Raw genomic sequence first — 18,090 nt, 5'->3', positions numbered from 1 at the left:
CATAAGCATATATACGTTTCTTGCTCATAGCGGACCTTACCTGAGGTCAGTCCGCTTTGTGCCAGAAGCGGACGTGGATAGCGTCACAATATCTTAATTTAGGGGGAGTAGTTCATGGGAACAAAATTATGAAGCATGAGCTATGGACAAACGAAGATAGTTTAGATTTGTTTTGTCTTGCCGGTTCACGGGGAGAATCTGCTCGTAAATTGCTAGATCCGGACTACAGGTTAGTGTGGACATGTGACGCAGATTCCCACCTAGAAGCAATGAAAAAATATTACGCGTTCCGTAACTGGGGAGAATATCAAACTGATTTTCCTGAACAGGATAGTAAGACTTACAAAGAAATGGGATGGGAATAAAAAGTACAACCCCCAAAACATAGTCGCTCGGTATTCTGATATCTTCGCGGCGTCCGCTTTTCGCTCAAAGCGGACATTTTGGCATTCGTCAGGCTGCTCTGTGCCAGGAGCGAACGTCGCCCGCTTCACTTTGTCTGCCGTAAAATTACCGCTGAAGTCAGTCAAAGTAAGGCCTTAAAATTTCTTCTGTCCAGTTCATAAAAGCCCTTACACGCCTGGATAAATTGCGCCGGTGCGCGACGACAAATGAGGCAGTGAGTGGCTGTGGGCGGAGATCGGGAAGCACCTCAACCAGGGCGCCGCGTTTAATATGTGGCAAGAGCGAGGAATACCCGCCCTGAATTAAGCCCAAACCCGCCAGCCCCGCATCATGATAAGCCGGCACGCTATTGACCCTTATTGCGCCCGGTAACATCAGCGACTGATAGCCCCCGGCTGCCGGATACTCCCATCCATCAGGCTTCGAGCCAAAATTTCGCATGTAGTGAACCATCCGGTGCCCCTGAGTGAGAAGATCATCGAGCGACGCCGGTACACCAAAGCGTTCAAAATAGGCCGGGCTTGCCGCATTGATCATGCGCAGATGCCCCAAAGGCCTGGCAATAAGCGTTTCATCCACAATGGGGCCCAGACGCACCACGCAGTCAAACCCTTCCAGCACCAAATCAACACGGCGGTCAGTACTTGAAAGCTCCAGCTCCAGTTCAGGGTGCGCGTCGAGTAACGCCGGCAGAGCCGGAATCACCACGCTCTGCGCCAACACAGCAGGCATATCCACACGCAGCCGCCCCCTCAAGGGCATACCGTCATCACTGAACATTGACCGGAGTTCTTCTGCTTCCGACAACAGATCACGCGCGCGCGAGTAAAAAGCCCGCCCATCTTCTGTCAGCTGCACGGTGCGTGTTGTCCGGTGCAGAAGGGTTGCGCCGACATCATGTTCAAGCTCGCGGACCACCATTGAGGCTCGTCCTTTCTGGATGCCCAGACTGTCGGCCGCCTGAGTAAAGCTCTTCATTTCTGCCACGCGCGCAAAAATGAGCAGTGCATCGAGATTCTTCATTGTTCATTCTCAGGGTAACAGTGTGTCATTTTTTGGGTGGTTTATGCGGATAGTAGTACTTAATAGACTGCTTTTACACCGCGTATCCCGCATAACGTTCACTGAAGGCTATCAACATGTCTCATTCCCTGAAAATCATTAACGCCGTGGTTATCTACCACTCTGGCTACGGGCATACGGAACGGATGGCTGCCGCCGTGGCTGAAGGCGCCGGTGCCACGCTGATCGCTATCAACGCCGAAGGAAATATTGCTGAGGAGGGGTGGGCAAAACTCAGCGAGGCAGATGTCATTCTGTTCGGGTCACCCACCTATATGGGCGGGCCCAGCTGGCAGTTCAAAAAGTTTGCCGATGCCTCGTCAAAACCCTGGTTTGAGGGGAAGTGGGTGAACAAAATTTTCGGCGGCTTTACCAATAGCGCCAGCATCAATGGCGACAAGCTGAATACCCTGGCCTATTTCTTTCTGCTCGCCGGTCAGCACGGCGGTATCTGGGTCAACATGGACATCAAATCCTCGAATACCAAAGCGTCATTGCGTGATGACCTTAACCGGATGGGCTCCAATATCGGCCCAATGGCACAAACCCCCGCTGACGCCTCGCCCGAAGAGATGTCTTCCGGTGACCTCGAAACGGCGCGCCGTTATGGCGCCCGTGTCGCAAATATCGCCGCGCGGTTTCACCCCGTCAACGCATAACCCATGAAATAAAACAGGTCTAATCCATTGAAATATAATCAACTTGGCCGAACAGGCCTGTTCGTCTCTGAATTGTGTCTCGGCACCATGACCCTGGGCGGCAACGCAGATGCGGGCAGGTGGTCCGCCATCGGCGCGGTAGCCCAGGACGCAGCGAACCAGCTCATCGCGCAGGCATTGTCGGGCGGCATCAACTTTATTGATACGGCTGATATTTACTCTTTCGGCCAGTCTGAGCGCATCACGGGGGCAGCACTCAAAACGCTTGGCGTGACACGCAGCGACATCATCCTCGCCACCAAAACCGGCGGGGTGATGGGCCCCGGCCCTAACGATAAGGGGGCGTCACGCGGGCATATTATGGATTCAGTGCAGCGGAGCCTGGAGCGATTGCAGGTCGATTATATTGATCTGTTTCAGATACACGCGAGCGATCCGGTGACGCCCCTTGAGGAAACACTGCGCGCGCTTGACGATCTCACCCGGCAGGGACTGGTCCGGTATGTTGGCGTATCGAACTGGGCCGCCGGCAAGCTGGGAAAATCGCTTGGTCTGAGTGAAGCGCTTCACGTTACACGGTTCGAGACGCTTCAGGCGTATTACTCCATTGCCGGGCGCGACGTAGAAAGGGAGTTAGTCCCGCTGGTGCGCGAAGAGAAGATGGGGCTCCTTGTCTGGTCGCCTCTCGCGGGCGGCTTACTTTCCGGGAAATTTGGCCCCGGTGCCTCAGCGGAAAGTGATGCCCGCCGTAGTCAATTCGATTTCCCGCCCGTCGATCGCGATCTGGCCTGGCGATGCGTCGCCGAAATGCGCGACATTGCCGGCAAACACGCGGTATCGGTAAGCAGGATCGCCCTCGCATGGCTACTCGCCAGGCCCGGTGTGACCAGCGTCATTATTGGCGTGAAGCGGAGCGACCAGCTTACGGAGAATCTCGGGGCGACAGACGTTGTCCTGACCACGGAAGAGCTGGCACATCTTGATGCGATAAGCGCACTGTCACCGCACTATCCGGGATGGATGATCGAACATCAGGATGCGGAACGCTATCCGCGACCTTTTCCCTCAACGGCACAGCATGCAACCCAACGTCTTTAAACTCTCCGGCGTAAGCGCGCGCCTGTTTATGTGTTTATGCGGGTCTACACTCCCCTTGATGAAGGATAAAAAGAGATGAATAAAGGTTATTTAATCGCTCATGTGACGGTCTCAGATCCTGTTGCCTATGCTGACTATGCCCGGGCCGCCGGGGAAGCCATGCAGGCTTTTAATCCAAAAATCATTGCCTGGTCCGGTCAGTATGAAAACCTTGAGGGAGAATCTCATGAACGACATGTCATTTTTGAATTTGCTTCTTTTGCCGAGGCCAAACGTTTTTATGAGAGTCCTGACTATCAGGCAGCCAGATTAATCCGGGCAGGCGCGGCGACCGGCACCTTTGTGTTGGTTGAAGGGGCCAACCTTTAACAGGATGAACGACCGTGTCCGCTTTTCGCTCAAAGCGGACATCAGACTGAGTATCAGTCCGCTAAGTGCCACAAGGGGACGTTGCTAGTTCTGCGCTGCATTAATTATCGGAGAGCAGGCCAGTGCTTATCAAAACATTGCACCAATGAGTATTTTGCTGACATACAGGCATACCGAATCCCTACGACTTAATTTCAAAAGGCTAACTACGTCAACCCTTGCATCCAAAACCGGCTGAGTTCTGCAGTGGAAATAGTGGATGCAGGCAGCAGTGGTTCAGGTTGTTCAGAAAAAATCTTCTCAGCGAATTGTCTTCCAACTAACTGTGCTGCTGAGGTCTTGATATGTCTCTGTTGGTAAAAGCCTTGCAGAGCACTCTTCAGATCATCAGTCCCCTTCAGTAAGCGAGTAAGATGCCATGCATCTTCCAGCGCCTGACATGCTCCCTGCCCAGATGTCGGCAAGGAAGCATGAGCCGCGTCTCCGATCATTAAGACGTTGCCTTGATGCCAAAAGGGAAGAGGATCAATGTCATGAACAAAAATGCAATTAACTGATGTGCTATCACATGACAGCAGTACATTCTGCACAGGAGCAGGCCAGTCCCGAAAACGCTGATGCAACTCTTCGCACCAATGCGCCCGGGGACGTTCATTGTCAATAGGAGCGCTCCACGCTCCTGCCCAATAGCACCACCCATTATTCACTGGGACGATTCCAAAACGCTCACCTTGACCGCGAAAGTCATCTATAGCGTTGTTAAAGTTACCCTTTTGTTGTCTTCCCACACCTATTACATTCACAAAGCCATGATAACGAGGAGTGGCTTTCTCCGCATACAATGTCTGGCGGACGATTGAATTCATACGCCCGTCGGCTCCAACTACCAGATCAAATTCTTGGCTCAACTTCATCACGTCTGCTGCGGTGATTGAACAATTGAACGTAATCTCCCTACCTAAATTATCTAACGCACCGGCCAGTAAGCTCATCAGCTCACGCCGTAAAACTGTCACACTGGGAAAATTGCACAGTGAATTTACTGCTAAAATATCGAACTCCGTCTGAAGGAGACCATTCTGATCAAACTGGCGCATCATGCATGGCGTACCACCCACTTGCATGACCTTTTTGTCCAGTCCCATCTTCTGCATGACGAACATGGCATTGGGCCATAATGTCACACCAGCTCCCATAAAAGACACGTTGCTGCCACGTTCAAACAGACTGACTTGATGGCCCTGTTTGGTTGCGAGGATAGCCAGTGCCATTCCAGCAACCCCAGCACCTACAATGGCAATTTTTTTAGTTCTGGTCATCATTTCCTCCCTATTACAAAACCTGATAGAAATTGTAATGACCACCTGATTAGTGATAAATATGGAATTATAGTTTTGTTAATCTCATTTTTTGGGATAATTAATGATTGAGAAATTAGAAATGCAGTGGCTGATCTGCTTTCAGGCCGTTTATGAAAAGTTGAGTTTTAAGCTCGCGGCAGACCAGCTTCAGTTGCCATCATCCAATGTCAGTCGACATATCGCTTTACTTGAACAACAACTTCATGTGCGGCTGCTGGAGCGCACGACGCGTAAGATAATGCCAACCGCAGCCGGGAAGCTGCTGTATCAATCCATCACGCCGCTCACACACGCTTTGGATCATGCTCTGGAGGAAGTATCACTATTTGGTGATTCACTATCAGGCCACCTGAAGATCATTACACCAGACCTTCCATTCATGGCAGACATTCTCGCTGACTTCTGCATTCGGCATCCACAAATACAGCTCAGTTGTGACACACAATTGGATCCAACAGAGGGACTACTGGATGGATTCGATCTGGTATTGCGCTTTGGACGTGGACCACTGGAAGATTCTTGCTGGGTCGCCAGAGAAATTCTGCGCTGGCCGAGCTGTGTGGTAGCCGCACCCGAACTTCTGGAACGTCATCCATCACCACAATCGGTTGATGAACTTACCAAAATCCCCTGCATTACGAGTATGTCGGTGCTCCAGGGAATGCCTTGGCGATTCAAACAGAACCAAACCGTCCAGGTGCAGTCCAGTTACAAGGTGAACAGTGGACAGATGGCCAAGGCCGCGGCGCTAAAAGGACTTGGTTTCGCCATTTTGCCTCTTCATGCCTGTGAATCAGAAATCAACAACGGCTCCCTTGTTAAAATTAACTGTAATCTCGAACCTGAAGATCTGGTGCTATACGCGCTCTATTCCGGCAGAAAATATCTACAGGTCAAAGTGAAGGCATTTCTGGAACACCTGCAATGGGCTATTGCCCATTTGGGTATACCCAGTAAGGGAGCAGTATGATTGACTAAGCAATCCAGTACATTGAACCACGTGAAAAGAAAAGCTGGCGAAATTTTTTAAAGGCGAAGCTTTTTCCATATAGCTGCCCTAAGCTGACTTACGCCTTTTGTTGAAAACATCTCGATTTAAATGTGCCGTCTGAACGTCTGCTTCCCGCTCAAAGCAGACCATCACGTTCCCATTTTATTTTTTGATAAAGCCGATGCTTATAGTGAGCCTTCACTAATAAAGGCTCACTACTACCGTTTTCTATTGCAGATCCTTTTCCTTCAAAAACTGACTCACCAAATCAGCAATCTGCACATTATTCAGGTCAGAGAACGGGAAGTGGGTATTCCCTTTGATTCCTATCTCGGGCAGGTGCGTAACCGTCACATCCCCGCCATGCTTGTTCACCACGTCACGCCACTCACGAGCCATCGCCAGCCGTACCCGCCAACTGTCCTGTGCGGGCATGGCAACAGGCTTATCCGGGATGTTATCGCCGTAAATAATCAGAATCGGGATTTTAGTCAGCGCCATAAACTGTTCCATCGGCACAGGCTCACCTTTCAGCGTGTCGAACGCACTTGGCATAGGGGCTGGGAGTTCTTTTTCCGGGAAGACAAAGCTGCTGCCAGGCTCGAAGGCGACAATGGCTTTGACCTTGTCGTTTTTCATCGCCGTGTACCAGCCTGGCCCGCCCCCCTGAGAGTGGGTGAAGAGGATAGCCGGGCCGGATTTGTCCACGACGGCGGACATCGCACCGGAGATAACCTTGATATCAAACGGCCCGGTATTCGGGGTCATCTGACGGAAGTACTGGTTCAGGGCTTCTTTGTCGTGAGAGAACTGAACGCCTTTAAAATACTCAGGCCACACACCAACGCGGAACTGGTTAAACCACATCTGCTCATCCGGTTTTGGCGTAACAGTCCTTTCCACAGTCGTGCGCCCGGCGCTGCCCCGACGCGGCTGATCGACAAGATAAGTTGAGAAGCCACGACGCAGGAAGATGTTCTGGAACCCTTCGCGGCCATCCGGGGTGCTTTCCCAGGTACGGGAGAACTGACCTGCACCGTGCAACATGACAATAGGGTATTTATGCGGATTCTCCGGGATTTGGTAGAACACAGACGCATGATCGCCATGATAAGTTTGACCGGCAGAGTCCAGCGGCTTTTTCGCGTCAAACGTCCCCGGTGCAGTGATGATGGTGCCACCAGCAGAAAAGCTTCCCTGTTCCTGAATAACCAATGGCGCGGCATATACCGACTGAGCCACCAGGCCACCCGCCATCACGCAGATGGCCAGCGTTTTTAAAAGTGTCTTCAATGTAATTTCCTCTTATAAAAAATCAGCCGCGTATCGTCTCTAACCAACGGGTGACCGTTTCTGTGGTTCTCCGCTCCTGGTCGCATTCAATGACCAGCGGTTTTTCCCGGCGGGCAGTTGGGGCGAGACGGGCAAGGATATCGCCGCTGGTACACCACCCGGCCATCAGCTGTTTGCGGCGTCCCGGCATCGGTGGGGAGGTATCAGGGGAAAGCGAGTTTGGTTGACGGCTCATGATGGATCCCTTTTTCTTAACCCATGGAAGGTGAACAGAGGCAACAGCACGGATGCTGTTCATAAAAAAGAAAACGAAAATCGGCGTTAGAAAGAGGGGTATCCTAAGGGGAACCGGCCGGGAGATAATCCCTTGCGCGCGCATAGCCGCTATGAAAGCGGCTCATCAGTCTGATTCTGGTTCTCAGTGGGGCGGCTATCCACTAAGCTGGGCAGGACAATTCACTCTTAGGCGAACGCGATGAAAGATAAAAAGATGATTTCAATCGATCAGTTTACGGCTGACGAGCGGCTGGCCGTGGATGAGATGGTCAGGGAACGGGTACAAAAATATCAGTTACGCACCGGCAAAGCGCCGGACAGCAAGAAAGAGAAAGAGCTGATTGCCGAGGCCAGGGAAACGGTGATGGCTGAGAAACTGGCGAAAGAGAAAGCGAAAGCGGCCAAAAAGCCGGTACGGAAAAAGAAACCCTCAGCGCTGACGGCAAGTGAAGTCAGTGATTTTAACTGGTCAGCCTCGGTGGAGCGCGGCAAACGGTAACCGGCAGCAGCATGAAGCCCGGCGAACCGGGCTTCATGAGCACAACAGGCTGGCTTGACCTGTCAGCCCTGCGCTTTGCCGCCCGCAATCGGGGTCAGCGCGATGACTTCAGAACTGGTCAGGTATTGCGGCAGCGCCTCAAACAGGGCAGCAATGTGCGGTGCTTCAATGTGTTTTTGCAGCAGCTCGCGGCTGGCCCACTCTTCCGTCCACACAAAACGGCGCGGGTTTTCTGCGTCACGGTTTAACTGATAGCTGATGCACCCTTCTTCCGTCAGCGTGGTCTCAATCACGCCACGGAACAGCGCTTCTACCGTCTCTTCTGCACCTACGTTCACTTCAAAAATGGCAACGACGGGGACTGTCATGGGGTTCTCCTCTGGTTAACAATATGACCAAAATCAATAACAATGCCCATACAGTAAAGCAGCATCCGGCGGCCGGCGCTTATCTTATTGAGCTTGCCGGACGTATTTCGCCTGCCGGGCTTATGACGCCCCAAGCGTGACGCTGTCACTTTTTAGTGGCCGGCATCCGGCTGTGTGAACCCGATCAGCTGTTTCCCGATAACCGCGCCGGGCATCATCTGTTGCAGCCCGGTGACCAGCATCTCACCGGCGGCGTTCAGCGCCTCCAGCGGCATCTCCGGCAGGCTTTCCAGGATAAACCACATCTGCGTTGCGTTGGCGTCCAGGCGGGTCCGCACGCCCTGCCGCCAGTTCCAGCGGCGGCAGGTCACGCCGGTGTCATCCCGCCAGATAACTTCCCCCGGCTCCGGGGACTCGTGCGCCGGTTCGCCCTCTTTCACGGTATCAAACAGCTCCGTGCCGTCAGCCAGCGTCAGGCGCGGTGCGCCGTGGTAAGCCGCAATATTCTCACCGCCGACCGGGATGGCAAAACGGATGCTCACCGCGTTATAGAGATCCACCACCGGGTCGATGCCCGGCACGTTGCCGTCGCGCGCGACGCGCTTGCGCAGTGCCTCGGCAGAACAGGGCGTGCGTTTCGGTTTGGCACCAAAGCGTTTAAACACCTCCGCCCAGGCGGCGAGGTGGGCCTCTGCCCAGGGGGCTTCCCCGGCGGTGACAGCGCGGCACGCATCGGCCAGGGCGGCGTCTGCCACCTCCGGATGCCGCAGCGGCGCGGCCTCCACCGTAATGCTCAGGGCGCGGAAGCCGGGCGCAATGGCAGCGAGTGCGGGATCGATTGACGGCTTAACGGTAAACATCGGATAATCCTGTAGTGACTAATTTATTACATGATAATGACCGATGACCAAAAAAGTCAATAAACCGACCGGGCCGGGCGCTGATGTCCAGCAGGTCAGCGAGGCGGTTTCCCGCCGGATAAAAACCTGCCGCACCGGCCGGAAACTCTCGCTGGATGAGCTGTCGCGCCGCGCCGGCGTCAGTAAAGGCATGCTGGTGGAGATCGAAAAAGGCACCGCCAACCCCAGCATCGCCATTCTGTGTAAGATCGCCGCGGCCCTGGGGCTGTCGGTGGCGGACATCGTCAACGTGGCGGATACCCCCGTCGCGCACCTGATCACCCAAGAGGAGATGCCGGTGCTGTGGCGCGGCCCGGCGGGCGGCTCGGCGCGGTTGCTGGCGGGCACCCAGGGGCCGGACATGATCGAGCTATGGCGCTGGGAGCTGTTCCCCGGCGAGGTTTTCTCCTCGCCCGGCCACCCGCCCGGCACGGTAGAGCTGTTCCACGTTGAGCAAGGCGTGCTGGCGTTCCAGGTAGGCGACACGCCGCTGACCATCGCGGCCGGCAACGCCGCAGTGGCCAAAACTGACCTGCCGCACCAGTACGCCAACCACGGCGATGAGCCGCTGGTGTTCACGCTGAGCGTGACGGAACTGCACGCCTAGCTTGAGAGTTTCATCATCACCAGACCGGCGATAATCAGCACCGCTGCCGCAATGCGCATCGGGCTGGCCGGTTCCCCCAGAAACAGCAGGCCCGCCACAAACGCGCCCACCGCACCAATCCCCGTCCACAGGGTGTACGCGGTGCCGAGCGGCAGCGATCTCATGGCAATGGCCAGCAAGGCGAAGCTGATCAGCATTGCCACCAGCGTAACCACGGACGGGCCGAGCCGGGTAAAGCCGTGTGACTGCTTCATGGCAAACGACCAGACGACTTCAAACAATCCCGCAATGATTAACAGAATCCAGGCCATAACGGCGCCCTCTGTAAGCGCCGGGCCGTCCCGGACGTGAAAGACAGGAAACCGGGGTCGTCCCCGGCTCGGATGCAGGCGATCACTATAATCATTTTTTCAGCGGGTTTCATGCCCGTTGGCTGATAAGAGGCGGGCGATATCACGCCGGGGCGGCGCGCCAAACAGGCGGGCATACTCGCGGCTGAATTGTGACGCGCTGGCGTAGCCCACTGAAAAAGCGGCGGATTCGGCGGAGATATTGCCGGCCATCATCAGCCGCCGCGCTTCCATCAGGCGGAGCTGTTTCTGGAAGTTCAGCGGGGTCATCCCGGTCAGCGCGCGGAAATGGCGATGGAACGCCGACGGGCTGAGGCCGGCGATGGCCGCCAAATCGTTGATGCGTACCGGCTCGCTAAACTGCGCCCGCAGGGCGTGCAGCACCCCGGCCATCCGGCGCTGCATCCCGGTGCCGGTGATCCGCTGCGCCAGCATGCCGCCCTGCGGCCCGGTCAGCAGCCAGTAACCGATCTCCCGCATGATGCCCGGATAAAGCAGCGGTATGGCGTCGGGGGTCTCCAGCAGGCTCACCGCGCGGGCCGCGCACGCCAGCAGCGGCGCATCAAGATCGACCACAAAGGCACCGGTGTCTTGCGGTGGCGGGGGCAGCGCAGGCAGGGTTTCACAGACCTCGCGCATGATGGCCTGATCCAGCGTCAGCACCAGGCTTAAATAGGGCGTTCCGGCATCGCCCTCCACCACCTGGCTCATGCCCGGCATCTCCAGGCTCACCACCATCGCCTGCCCGGCGCGGTACGTCAGTTTCCGCTCACCAAACGCCGTCCACTTTTCCCCCTGCACCACTATGCACAGCGCCGGTTTGTGGATCAGGTGCGTGGGGTGCCGTTCGGTTTTTGCCTGCAACATGATCATCCCCTCAACGGCGGTATAAAACGGGCTGGCGCCGCCCAGCCGGGCAATCTGTTTGCACACCCTTGCCCGTAACTCATCCAGTGCCTGCATTCTCACTCCTGTTGCGGTGCCATAAAACGCCTGTTGCGCTGTCCTGACAGGAAGTACCACGCCGGGCAGGATCAGGCAAGAACCAGGCAGGTTCAGGTATTACGCCGCCCGGCAGCCGGGCATAGAGTAAGCCTTCCCCCTGATTCGGAGAACAATCATGCACACAACCCCCCATTCCCCTATCGCACTGGTCACCGGCGGCAGCCGGGGCCTCGGCCGCAGCACCGTACTGGCGCTGGCTGCCCGTGGCGTATCGAGCCTTTTCACCTACCACACCCGGTATGATGAGGCGCGCCACGTCATTGACGCCGCCCGGCAGGCGGGTGCCGACGCCCTCGCCCTGCCGCTGGACACCGGGGCCTGTGACACCTTCGGCGCGTTTGCCGTCTCGGTGCAACAGGCGCTTACCGGCTGGGGCGCGGATCGCCTTGATTATCTGGTGAACAATGCCGGTATTGCGCACCACTCTACGCTGGCACAGACCACGGAACAGGCGCTGGACCGGCTGTTTGCAGTGAATTTCAAAGGCGTGTTTTTCCTGACGCAAACCCTGCTGCCGCTTCTCAACGACGGCGGGCGGATTGTGAACATTTCCAGCGGCCTGACGCGTTTCTGCGTGCCGCAAAGCGGCCCCTATGCCGCGTTGAAAGGCGCACTTGAGGTGTTGACGCGTTATCAGGCGCAAGAGCTGGGGCCGAGGCGCATCACAGTAAACACGGTGGCACCGGGCGCAATCCAGACCGATTTCAGCAACGGGCGGGTACGCGACAACCCGGAGGTTAACGCGTTTGTGGCCGGGGCCACCGCGCTGGGCCGGGCGGGCGTGCCGGAGGACATCGGGCCGCTGATCGCCGCCCTGCTCTCTGAGGCAGGCCGCTGGGTCAATGCCCAGCGCATCGAGGCATCCGGCGGTATGTTTTTATAATCCCGGCAAAAAGGCACGGCCAGGCTGCTTTGTGGCCGTGCCTGGCTTTGTACCTGCTGATGACGCTATTGCTAAAGTGGAATAATGAGTAGGCTAAAGTATGTTGTAATTAATAATAGGCTAAGCAACCATTTCGCGGCGGCAGGCAGCCAGATTTACGCCATTTCAGCGCGTAAGGTTAACGAAGCCCACTATCATAAACAGGTGGCCTGAAAAGCGAGGGTCAGCAGAACCTGAAACCGGAAGGAGCGTACATGATCGTATCACTTGAAAAACAGGTGGCGTTAGTCACCGGGGCCAGTTCCGGCCTGGGTTACGCCTGCGCTGAGGCGTTGGCACAGGCCGGGGCGGCGGTGGTGATTAACTACCACAGCCAGCAGGAACCCGCAGAGTCACTGGCTGCCCGCCTTCGCGAGCGCGGTGGGCAGGCCATCGCCGTAGGGGGCGACGTCTCCCGCGAGGCGGACGTGGAGGCGCTCTTTGACCAGACGATTAATGCCTTCGGCAGGCTGGATATTCTGGTGGCCAACTCCGGGCTGCAAAAAGATGCGCCTGTCGGTGAGATGACGCTGGCGGACTGGAATAAGGTGATTGACGTCAACCTGACCGGGCAATTTCTCTGCGCGCGCGCCGCGCTGCGCCAGTTCCGCCGACAGGAGGCCAATGCTGCGCTGAGCCGTGCCAGGGGGAAAATCATCCACATGAGCTCAGTGCATCAGGTGATCCCCTGGGCGGGGCATGTCAATTATGCCGCGTCGAAAGGCGGCATTGATTTGCTGATGAGAAGCATCGCGCAGGAAGTGGGCGAGGAGCACATCCGGGTGAACGCCGTCGCCCCCGGCGCGATCAAAACAGCGATCAATGAAGAGACGCTGCAAGGCGAGGCCGGGGAGAAAGTGCTGGAGCTGATCCCTTACGGCCGCGTCGGCGCGCCGGAGGATGTGGCGAATGCGGTGGTCTGGCTGGCGAGCGATCTGTCAGATTATGTGCACGGCACCACCCTGTTTGTGGATGGCGGCATGAGCCTTTACCCGGCCTTCCGGGATAACGGCTGAGGAAAGCACAGGCAATAAAGGGAAATGGCTGCTTTAAGCAGCTGTATAAAAATCCCCGTGCAGGCGGCACGCGTGTTTGCCTGCATCCAGTTCCAGGCACAGCGCGACATCCTCTTCAAAGCCCCGTTGCCGAAGCTCGGCAGCGGATGCACACGCCTGCAACAGGGCAGGCCCCTGTTTCCGGTAATGCTGGTAAGCTACTGCCGCCGCCTGCGCTTCCGGCGAGGTCTGTTCGCGCCCCAATGCGGTAATAATGCCGCCGGCGGCCACGTAGTCCTCCACCGAGGGGCGCAGGCTGCCGTCCGGCCAGCGCTCCCCGCACGGGATCAGCAGGATGCGTTTATAGTGGCCGCAGGCCTCCGCCGTCGCAACGAGGTTCCTGAAGCAGCCGCTGAACACCGCGATCCCCTTGTCCCTTGCCCTGAATGAAATGGCCGACCCATTCGGAGAAGGGAGGATCAGGCGCTCACCGGCGCTTATCGAGCGGATCGACGCCGGTGACAGGCTATACCCTTTGCCGCTGAACCGCCGGTCAACGCCGGCGGTATTCACCCCGATCTTCAGCCCATACTCCCGCGCAGAAGCGTCTTTCCACGGGTAAGGGTAAATCCGGGCACCGTTATCCACCGCCAGGCTGACGCAGGTTGAAAATGACATCACATCCACGACCACCGCGCAGTCCGCCTCACCGGCGAGATACTCCACCGCCGGTAAGCCCCACTCCAGACGCACCTCAAACCCCTGCTGACTGAACCATGTCATGACATTTTTTCCGCATTAAGTGGAGATGTTGGCGCTATGTTCAACCTCAAGCCGGGATGCCTTGTAACCTAAGTGTGCCGGATAACCCCGGTTATCCCTGCCCGGCACATTGACAAACCTGCTTAACGCTTTGATATTAAATCATTACTCTCAGAAAAAGGCATAAAGCATGAAACTGACCGTCGTCCCTGAGGTCACAGACACCGACAGGGAAGCACTTTTTAGCGGGCTACGGGGCTACAACCGCCAATTCATTGACACCCGCGATTGGGGGCAATTTGGTGTTTATGCCAGGAATGACGCCGGTGACATGACGGGCGGCCTGATTGCGTCAAGAAAAGGGGTCTGGCTCTGTATCGATTACCTCTGGGTGAGCGAACACCTCAGAGGCACCGGCCTGGGCAGTCAGCTGGTCGCGCTGGCGGAACAGGAAGGCGTGCGCACAGGGTGCCGCCATGCGCTGGTGGATACCTTCAGCTTTCAGGCCCTGCCCTTCTATGTGAAACAGGGTTATCTGCTGCAGATGTCTTTGCCCGATTTCCCTGAACCGGGCATCCAGCGGCACTACCTGACCAAGCCGGAATTGCTATAACGCGCCGCCCGGCGCAGCGTCCAGCAGGGATGTCCCGTAGGAGTTATCGATTGTGCATAGCCAGCGGCCGTCATGCTCCTGCCGGAAGACGTAGGTCGCACGCCGGGTGGTTTCCACCGTGCCGCCCTGCCCGTCCGGAAAGCGCAGCAGGGTTTCCATAATCACCAGGGCATTGTCTGCGCCCTCAATGACCTGCATCCCGCCCTGTTCCACCACCAGCTGCCCCTGAAAGTAGTCTGAGATAGCGATAAACGCGTTCCGGATGTTCTCTTTCCCCCGTACGACCATGCCCGGCTTCACCACCAGCGCGGCGTCTTCTGCGTAGTGCGCCATCAGCGCATCAAACGCTTTCGCAGAGATCGCCTGGTCACAGGCTTCGATGATCTGCCGTATCGGATGTGAATGCATCGCTCTCTCCCTTCGTTGCTGGTGCCAGTAATGACTACCCTATTCAGCGCGTGAATGCCAGCATGGGGTGCGTTTTAGTGAGGCGATCGTAAAAGGGGCAAAGCGGGGAAATAAAAAAAGCGGTGGGATCGCCACCGCTTTTTGATTGATACGCAGAAAGTCGCTTTATACGCGGAAGGTCTCCACCATGCCGCGCAGGGCGTGCACCTGCTCCGCCAGGGACTGGGAGGCCGTTGTGGACTCTTCCACCAGCGTGGCGTTGCTCTGCGTGACGCCGTCCATCTGGCTGACCGCCACGTTGACCTGAGAGATGCCCTGCATCTGCTCGTTCGACGCCAGCGCGATCTCATCCATCGAGTCGGCCAGCTCGTTCACCCGGCCTACCACGTTCATGATGCTGGTGGCGGTGCCGTCAGCGACGTTCACCCCCTCCTGCACCAGCACGGTGGCCTCCTCAATCAGCCCTTTGATGTCACGGGCGGCAGTGGCGCTGCGTTGTGCCAGCGTGCGTACCTCGCCTGCCACCACCGCAAAGCCGCGGCCCTGCTCACCGGCACGGGCCGCTTCCACCGCGGCGTTCAGCGCCAGGATGTTGGTCTGGAAGGCGATGCCCTCGATAGTGCTGGTGATGTCCTGCACTTTCGCGGCGCTGAGGGAGATGTCCGCCATCGTCTGGGTCATCTTGCGCACACTCTCCTCGCCGTGGCTCGCCAGGGAGGCGGTTTCACGCGCGGCACCGGCGGTGTGGGTGGCACCGGCAGTATTGCTTTTCACCGTCGCGGTGAGCTGCTCCATGCTGGCGGCCGTCTCCTGCAAGGCGGCGGCCTGCTGCTCGGTACGGGCAGAAAGCTCGGTGTTCCCGCGGGCGATTTCATCTGAGGCCAGCGCCACTGAGGCGGAGGTCTCTTTAATCTGCGACACAATCTCACCCAGCCGGGTCTGCATCAGGGCCAGCGAAGCCAGCATACTGCTGCTGTCACCGGGGCGCAGCACGACGGTGGAGGTCAGGTCGCCGTCGGCAATCGCGGCGGCCAGCGCCTGTGCCTGCGCCGGTTCACCGCCCAGCTGGCGCGTCAGCACCCGCACGGTCATGTACCCGACACCGGCAGCCAGCAGTAACGAGACCACGGCCATCACCGCCAGGAAGAGACTGGCCTGGCGGCTCTCATCACTGCTCTCTGCCACGGCACGCTGGGCGTTTTTCAGCTGGACTTCCGTCATGGCGTTAAGCGCATTTTGCAGCGTCCGCTGCGCCGGTCGGGAGACGTTCATCAGGTAGGTGGTGGTTTCCTCCTGCAGGTTTTGCAGCCCAAGCTGCCCCGCTTTCTCAAAGCCGGCCATCGCCGGGCCTTCGGCTTCCAGGATCTTGCGGAAGGCTTCGCGCCCGGCGGGCACGGAGTCAATTTCCATCATCCGGGCCATCTCCTCCCGGTTTTTGATAAACAGGCGCTTCTGGGTCTGCACCCGTTCCCATTCCGGCGCCATCTCTTTCGGGTCGGTCAGCAGCGCCAGGTTACGCACGGCAATCGAGATGTCCCGCACGCTGTCCCGCATATCCAGCGCCAGTTTGTACTTTTTCATTTTGACGTTAACCACGTCGTTCATGCCGTCCTGGGCGTGGTTCAGGGCGTTGACAGCTACCCCGGCGCAGAGCACCAGCAGCAGGGCCAACAGGCCGAATCCAGCCGCAAGGCGTGTTGAGATTTTCATGGTGATTTACCGGTGTGATTAATGATCGAGGTTAATATCGGCCCGGCGTGAAAAAGCTACAGACGATTTTGCTGATCGGGTTAAGAAACTGCGGGGAAGTCGGCATTGCTCAAAAAAAGCGCGCAGGGCGCGCGCTTTTGGTATTCCCCGGCAGGCACCGGGGAACAGGCATCAGAAGTCGTAACGCAGGCGCACCACGTTCATGTCGCCGAGGTTGTCGGTGCTGGACGTGAAGACGTGCTCGTAATCCACGCGGAAGCCGTAGTCGAGCTGGAAGGTGATCCCCACGCCGTTGTCGATTCGCTGGTAATCACGGCCGTTCACGTACTCCAGACGGTCACCCATCGCGTACGGCATCACAGACTTCAGCCCGTACTGCGCCACCGGGAAGGTGTAACCCGCCAGGTATTCGATACCCCAGGCATCACCGGCGAAGTAGTTGTCCACGTCCACCTGTTTGGTGGTCAGGAAGTTCTGGTAGTAACCGCCGCCGAACACGAAGGTCCAGTTGTCCGGTTTCCAGCTCAGGGAGGTGCCGTAGATGTTCTGGTCGTAAGTTTTCGACTCGCCGGTGCCGTGGTCACGCATGTCGGCACGGGTGTAGTTCCAGGCCGCGCCCCAGCTCAGGTCTTTGGTGAAGTGGTATTCCGCCCCCAGTGAGCCGCCGCCTTTGCGCTTGTAGCGCAGGCCGTTGCCCGGCAGGTATTCGTCATCTTCAAACAGGTAGGAAGCATACACATCGGTGCTGCCGAAGGTGTTTTTGTATTTCAGCATCTGGCGTGAACGGTAGGAGCCGTCGTAGTCACCGTTGATGCCGTTGCCCGGTGCCTGGGCCAGCATGTCATAGTCCCAGATATCGGTCTTAGAGCCGACCACATCGTAATAAACGCTGTTTTGCTGACCAAAGGTGAGTTTACCCCAGGTTTTGCTCTGGAAACCGGTGTAAAGCATACGGCGGCTGGTGTCATGCGCGTTGTCAGCGTAGTGGTTTTCCCAGTCGAACAGTTTAGGGATGTTCACGCCCAGTTCGTAATAACCGACCCAGCTGACATCATCAAACAGATAGTAATCTGCCAGGAAACGGAAACGGGTGCCGCCGTCAAAGCCGTTACGCTTGTAGGAGCCGTTATCGCCGCCGCCGGTCATGTTATTGAATTGCGGACGGATGCTGCCGCCCACGGTGAAGTTCAGGCGGCTTAATGGGTCACCGGCCTGTGGGTCTTGTTTGATTAAGGTGACTTCAGCGTGCGTCACAAAAGAAGTACTGCCCATTAACAGCCCCAGGCCAACGGCCAGGGAGAGTTTGCGCTTAGTTGTTAACATTATGATATAGCCCTGTTTAAAATTGCTCTGTGTTTTGCGGGCAGATAATACCGTGAGAATTGTGACAGTAAATCGATCTACTAAGGCTGAACTGGATGTTTTGATGATTTAAAAG

At 56.9% G+C, this 18,090-nt stretch carries 21 protein-coding genes and 1 pseudogene; 10 read left to right on the top strand and 12 right to left on the bottom strand.

Going from position 1 to position 18,090, the window contains the following annotated elements; translation table 11 throughout:
• Positions 1-128 precede the first annotated feature (128 nt).
• Positions 129-365, top strand: coding sequence for a hypothetical protein (locus tag CYR52_RS05825; RefSeq protein ID WP_101828172.1), 237 nt, complete (start codon positions 129-131; stop codon positions 363-365).
• A 157-nt stretch (positions 366-522) separates the two neighbouring features.
• Here the strand turns inward: CYR52_RS05825 and CYR52_RS05820 are convergent, their stop codons facing one another.
• Positions 523-1,428 (bottom strand): LysR family transcriptional regulator, encoded by a 906-nt coding sequence (locus CYR52_RS05820; protein ID WP_101828171.1) that lies wholly within the window; start codon positions 1,426-1,428, stop codon positions 523-525.
• Positions 1,429-1,544: 116 nt separating this feature from the next.
• Here CYR52_RS05820 and CYR52_RS05815 point away from each other — a divergent pair, with 116 nt between their 5' ends.
• The 3 genes from CYR52_RS05815 to CYR52_RS05805 all read left to right on the top strand — a co-directional run bounded on the left by CYR52_RS05815 (position 1,545) and on the right by CYR52_RS05805 (position 3,593).
• Positions 1,545-2,126 (top strand): flavodoxin family protein, encoded by a 582-nt coding sequence (locus CYR52_RS05815; protein ID WP_072929262.1) that lies wholly within the window; start codon positions 1,545-1,547, stop codon positions 2,124-2,126.
• 27 nt (positions 2,127-2,153) lie between these two features.
• Entirely contained in the window at positions 2,154-3,224 is a 1,071-nt protein-coding gene (locus CYR52_RS05810) for an aldo/keto reductase (protein WP_101828170.1), read from the top strand.
• A 75-nt stretch (positions 3,225-3,299) separates the two neighbouring features.
• Positions 3,300-3,593, top strand: a complete 294-nt coding sequence (locus CYR52_RS05805; RefSeq protein ID WP_072929266.1) for a DUF1330 domain-containing protein — start codon at positions 3,300-3,302, stop codon at positions 3,591-3,593.
• Between the two features lie 206 nt (positions 3,594-3,799).
• Here CYR52_RS05805 and CYR52_RS05800 read toward each other — a convergent pair whose 3' ends face one another.
• On the bottom strand, positions 3,800-4,915 hold the full coding sequence (locus CYR52_RS05800) for an FAD-dependent monooxygenase (RefSeq protein WP_241522392.1): 1,116 nt from the start codon (positions 4,913-4,915) through the stop codon (positions 3,800-3,802).
• 100 nt (positions 4,916-5,015) lie between these two features.
• Here CYR52_RS05800 and CYR52_RS05795 point away from each other — a divergent pair, with 100 nt between their 5' ends.
• Positions 5,016-5,924, top strand: a complete 909-nt coding sequence (locus CYR52_RS05795) for a LysR family transcriptional regulator (RefSeq protein ID WP_175578990.1) — start codon at positions 5,016-5,018, stop codon at positions 5,922-5,924.
• 249 nt (positions 5,925-6,173) lie between these two features.
• On the opposite strand, the gene CYR52_RS05790 is transcribed toward CYR52_RS05795, so the two are convergent.
• Both CYR52_RS05790 and CYR52_RS05785 read right to left on the bottom strand, forming a co-directional pair.
• Positions 6,174-7,238, bottom strand: a complete 1,065-nt coding sequence (locus tag CYR52_RS05790; protein ID WP_101828168.1) for an alpha/beta hydrolase — start codon at positions 7,236-7,238, stop codon at positions 6,174-6,176.
• A 22-nt stretch (positions 7,239-7,260) separates the two neighbouring features.
• Positions 7,261-7,386, bottom strand: a pseudogene (locus CYR52_RS05785) (flavodoxin); the annotation flags it as partial.
• A 327-nt stretch (positions 7,387-7,713) separates the two neighbouring features.
• Between CYR52_RS05785 and CYR52_RS05780 the strand changes: the two are divergent.
• Positions 7,714-8,013, top strand: a complete 300-nt coding sequence (locus tag CYR52_RS05780; RefSeq protein WP_101828167.1) for a hypothetical protein — start codon at positions 7,714-7,716, stop codon at positions 8,011-8,013.
• 62 nt (positions 8,014-8,075) lie between these two features.
• Here the strand turns inward: CYR52_RS05780 and CYR52_RS05775 are convergent, their stop codons facing one another.
• Positions 8,076-8,381: a putative quinol monooxygenase gene (locus CYR52_RS05775; protein ID WP_072929274.1), complete on the bottom strand. Its 306-nt coding sequence runs from the start codon at positions 8,379-8,381 to the stop codon at positions 8,076-8,078.
• Between the two features lie 152 nt (positions 8,382-8,533).
• The gene (locus CYR52_RS05770; RefSeq protein WP_101828166.1) at positions 8,534-9,241 is read right to left on the bottom strand and encodes a B3/B4 domain-containing protein; all 708 of its coding nucleotides are present in this window, start codon (positions 9,239-9,241) and stop codon (positions 8,534-8,536) included.
• Positions 9,242-9,284: 43 nt separating this feature from the next.
• Here CYR52_RS05770 and CYR52_RS05765 point away from each other — a divergent pair, with 43 nt between their 5' ends.
• On the top strand, positions 9,285-9,887 hold the full coding sequence (locus CYR52_RS05765) for a helix-turn-helix domain-containing protein (protein WP_101828165.1): 603 nt from the start codon (positions 9,285-9,287) through the stop codon (positions 9,885-9,887).
• Here the strand turns inward: CYR52_RS05765 and sugE are convergent.
• Together sugE and CYR52_RS05755 are read right to left on the bottom strand one after the other, a co-directional pair.
• On the bottom strand, positions 9,884-10,198 hold the full coding sequence (gene sugE, locus CYR52_RS05760; RefSeq protein WP_072929280.1) for a quaternary ammonium compound efflux SMR transporter SugE: 315 nt from the start codon (positions 10,196-10,198) through the stop codon (positions 9,884-9,886). The two genes, CYR52_RS05765 and sugE, sit on opposite strands and share 4 nt — an antisense overlap.
• Before the next feature lie 99 nt (positions 10,199-10,297).
• Positions 10,298-11,200: an AraC family transcriptional regulator gene (locus tag CYR52_RS05755; protein ID WP_101828164.1), complete on the bottom strand. Its 903-nt coding sequence runs from the start codon at positions 11,198-11,200 to the stop codon at positions 10,298-10,300.
• A gap of 157 nt (positions 11,201-11,357) precedes the next feature.
• Here CYR52_RS05755 and CYR52_RS05750 point away from each other — a divergent pair, with 157 nt between their 5' ends.
• Positions 11,358-12,125 (top strand): SDR family NAD(P)-dependent oxidoreductase, encoded by a 768-nt coding sequence (locus tag CYR52_RS05750; protein WP_101828163.1) that lies wholly within the window; start codon positions 11,358-11,360, stop codon positions 12,123-12,125.
• Between the two features lie 254 nt (positions 12,126-12,379).
• The gene (locus CYR52_RS05745) at positions 12,380-13,180 is read left to right on the top strand and encodes a glucose 1-dehydrogenase (protein ID WP_072929286.1); all 801 of its coding nucleotides are present in this window, start codon (positions 12,380-12,382) and stop codon (positions 13,178-13,180) included.
• A gap of 33 nt (positions 13,181-13,213) precedes the next feature.
• Here CYR52_RS05745 and CYR52_RS05740 read toward each other — a convergent pair whose 3' ends face one another.
• A complete protein-coding gene (locus CYR52_RS05740) occupies positions 13,214-13,942 on the bottom strand; it encodes a 2-phosphosulfolactate phosphatase (RefSeq protein ID WP_101828162.1) in 729 nt (242 codons plus the stop codon).
• A 169-nt stretch (positions 13,943-14,111) separates the two neighbouring features.
• Between CYR52_RS05740 and CYR52_RS05735 the strand changes: the two genes are divergently transcribed.
• A complete protein-coding gene (locus CYR52_RS05735; protein WP_072929290.1) occupies positions 14,112-14,534 on the top strand; it encodes a GNAT family N-acetyltransferase in 423 nt (140 codons plus the stop codon).
• On the opposite strand, the gene CYR52_RS05730 is transcribed toward CYR52_RS05735, so the two are convergent.
• The 3 genes from CYR52_RS05730 to CYR52_RS05720 all read right to left on the bottom strand — a co-directional run bounded on the left by CYR52_RS05730 (position 14,529) and on the right by CYR52_RS05720 (position 17,975).
• Positions 14,529-14,942: a YybH family protein gene (locus tag CYR52_RS05730; RefSeq protein WP_101828161.1), complete on the bottom strand. Its 414-nt coding sequence runs from the start codon at positions 14,940-14,942 to the stop codon at positions 14,529-14,531. The genes CYR52_RS05735 and CYR52_RS05730 overlap by 6 nt on opposite strands.
• A gap of 165 nt (positions 14,943-15,107) precedes the next feature.
• The gene (locus tag CYR52_RS05725; RefSeq protein ID WP_072929294.1) at positions 15,108-16,652 is read right to left on the bottom strand and encodes a methyl-accepting chemotaxis protein; all 1,545 of its coding nucleotides are present in this window, start codon (positions 16,650-16,652) and stop codon (positions 15,108-15,110) included.
• A gap of 171 nt (positions 16,653-16,823) precedes the next feature.
• Entirely contained in the window at positions 16,824-17,975 is a 1,152-nt protein-coding gene (locus tag CYR52_RS05720; protein WP_072929296.1) for a porin, read from the bottom strand.
• Positions 17,976-18,090: the final 115 nt, after the last annotated feature.

The sequence above is a fragment of the Chimaeribacter arupi genome (assembly GCF_002858805.1).
GTDB classification, from domain to species: Bacteria; Pseudomonadota; Gammaproteobacteria; order Enterobacterales; family Enterobacteriaceae; genus Chimaeribacter; species Chimaeribacter arupi.
Note: the sequence above shows the minus strand (reverse complement) of the source record. Positions and strands in the feature narration are given on the sequence as shown.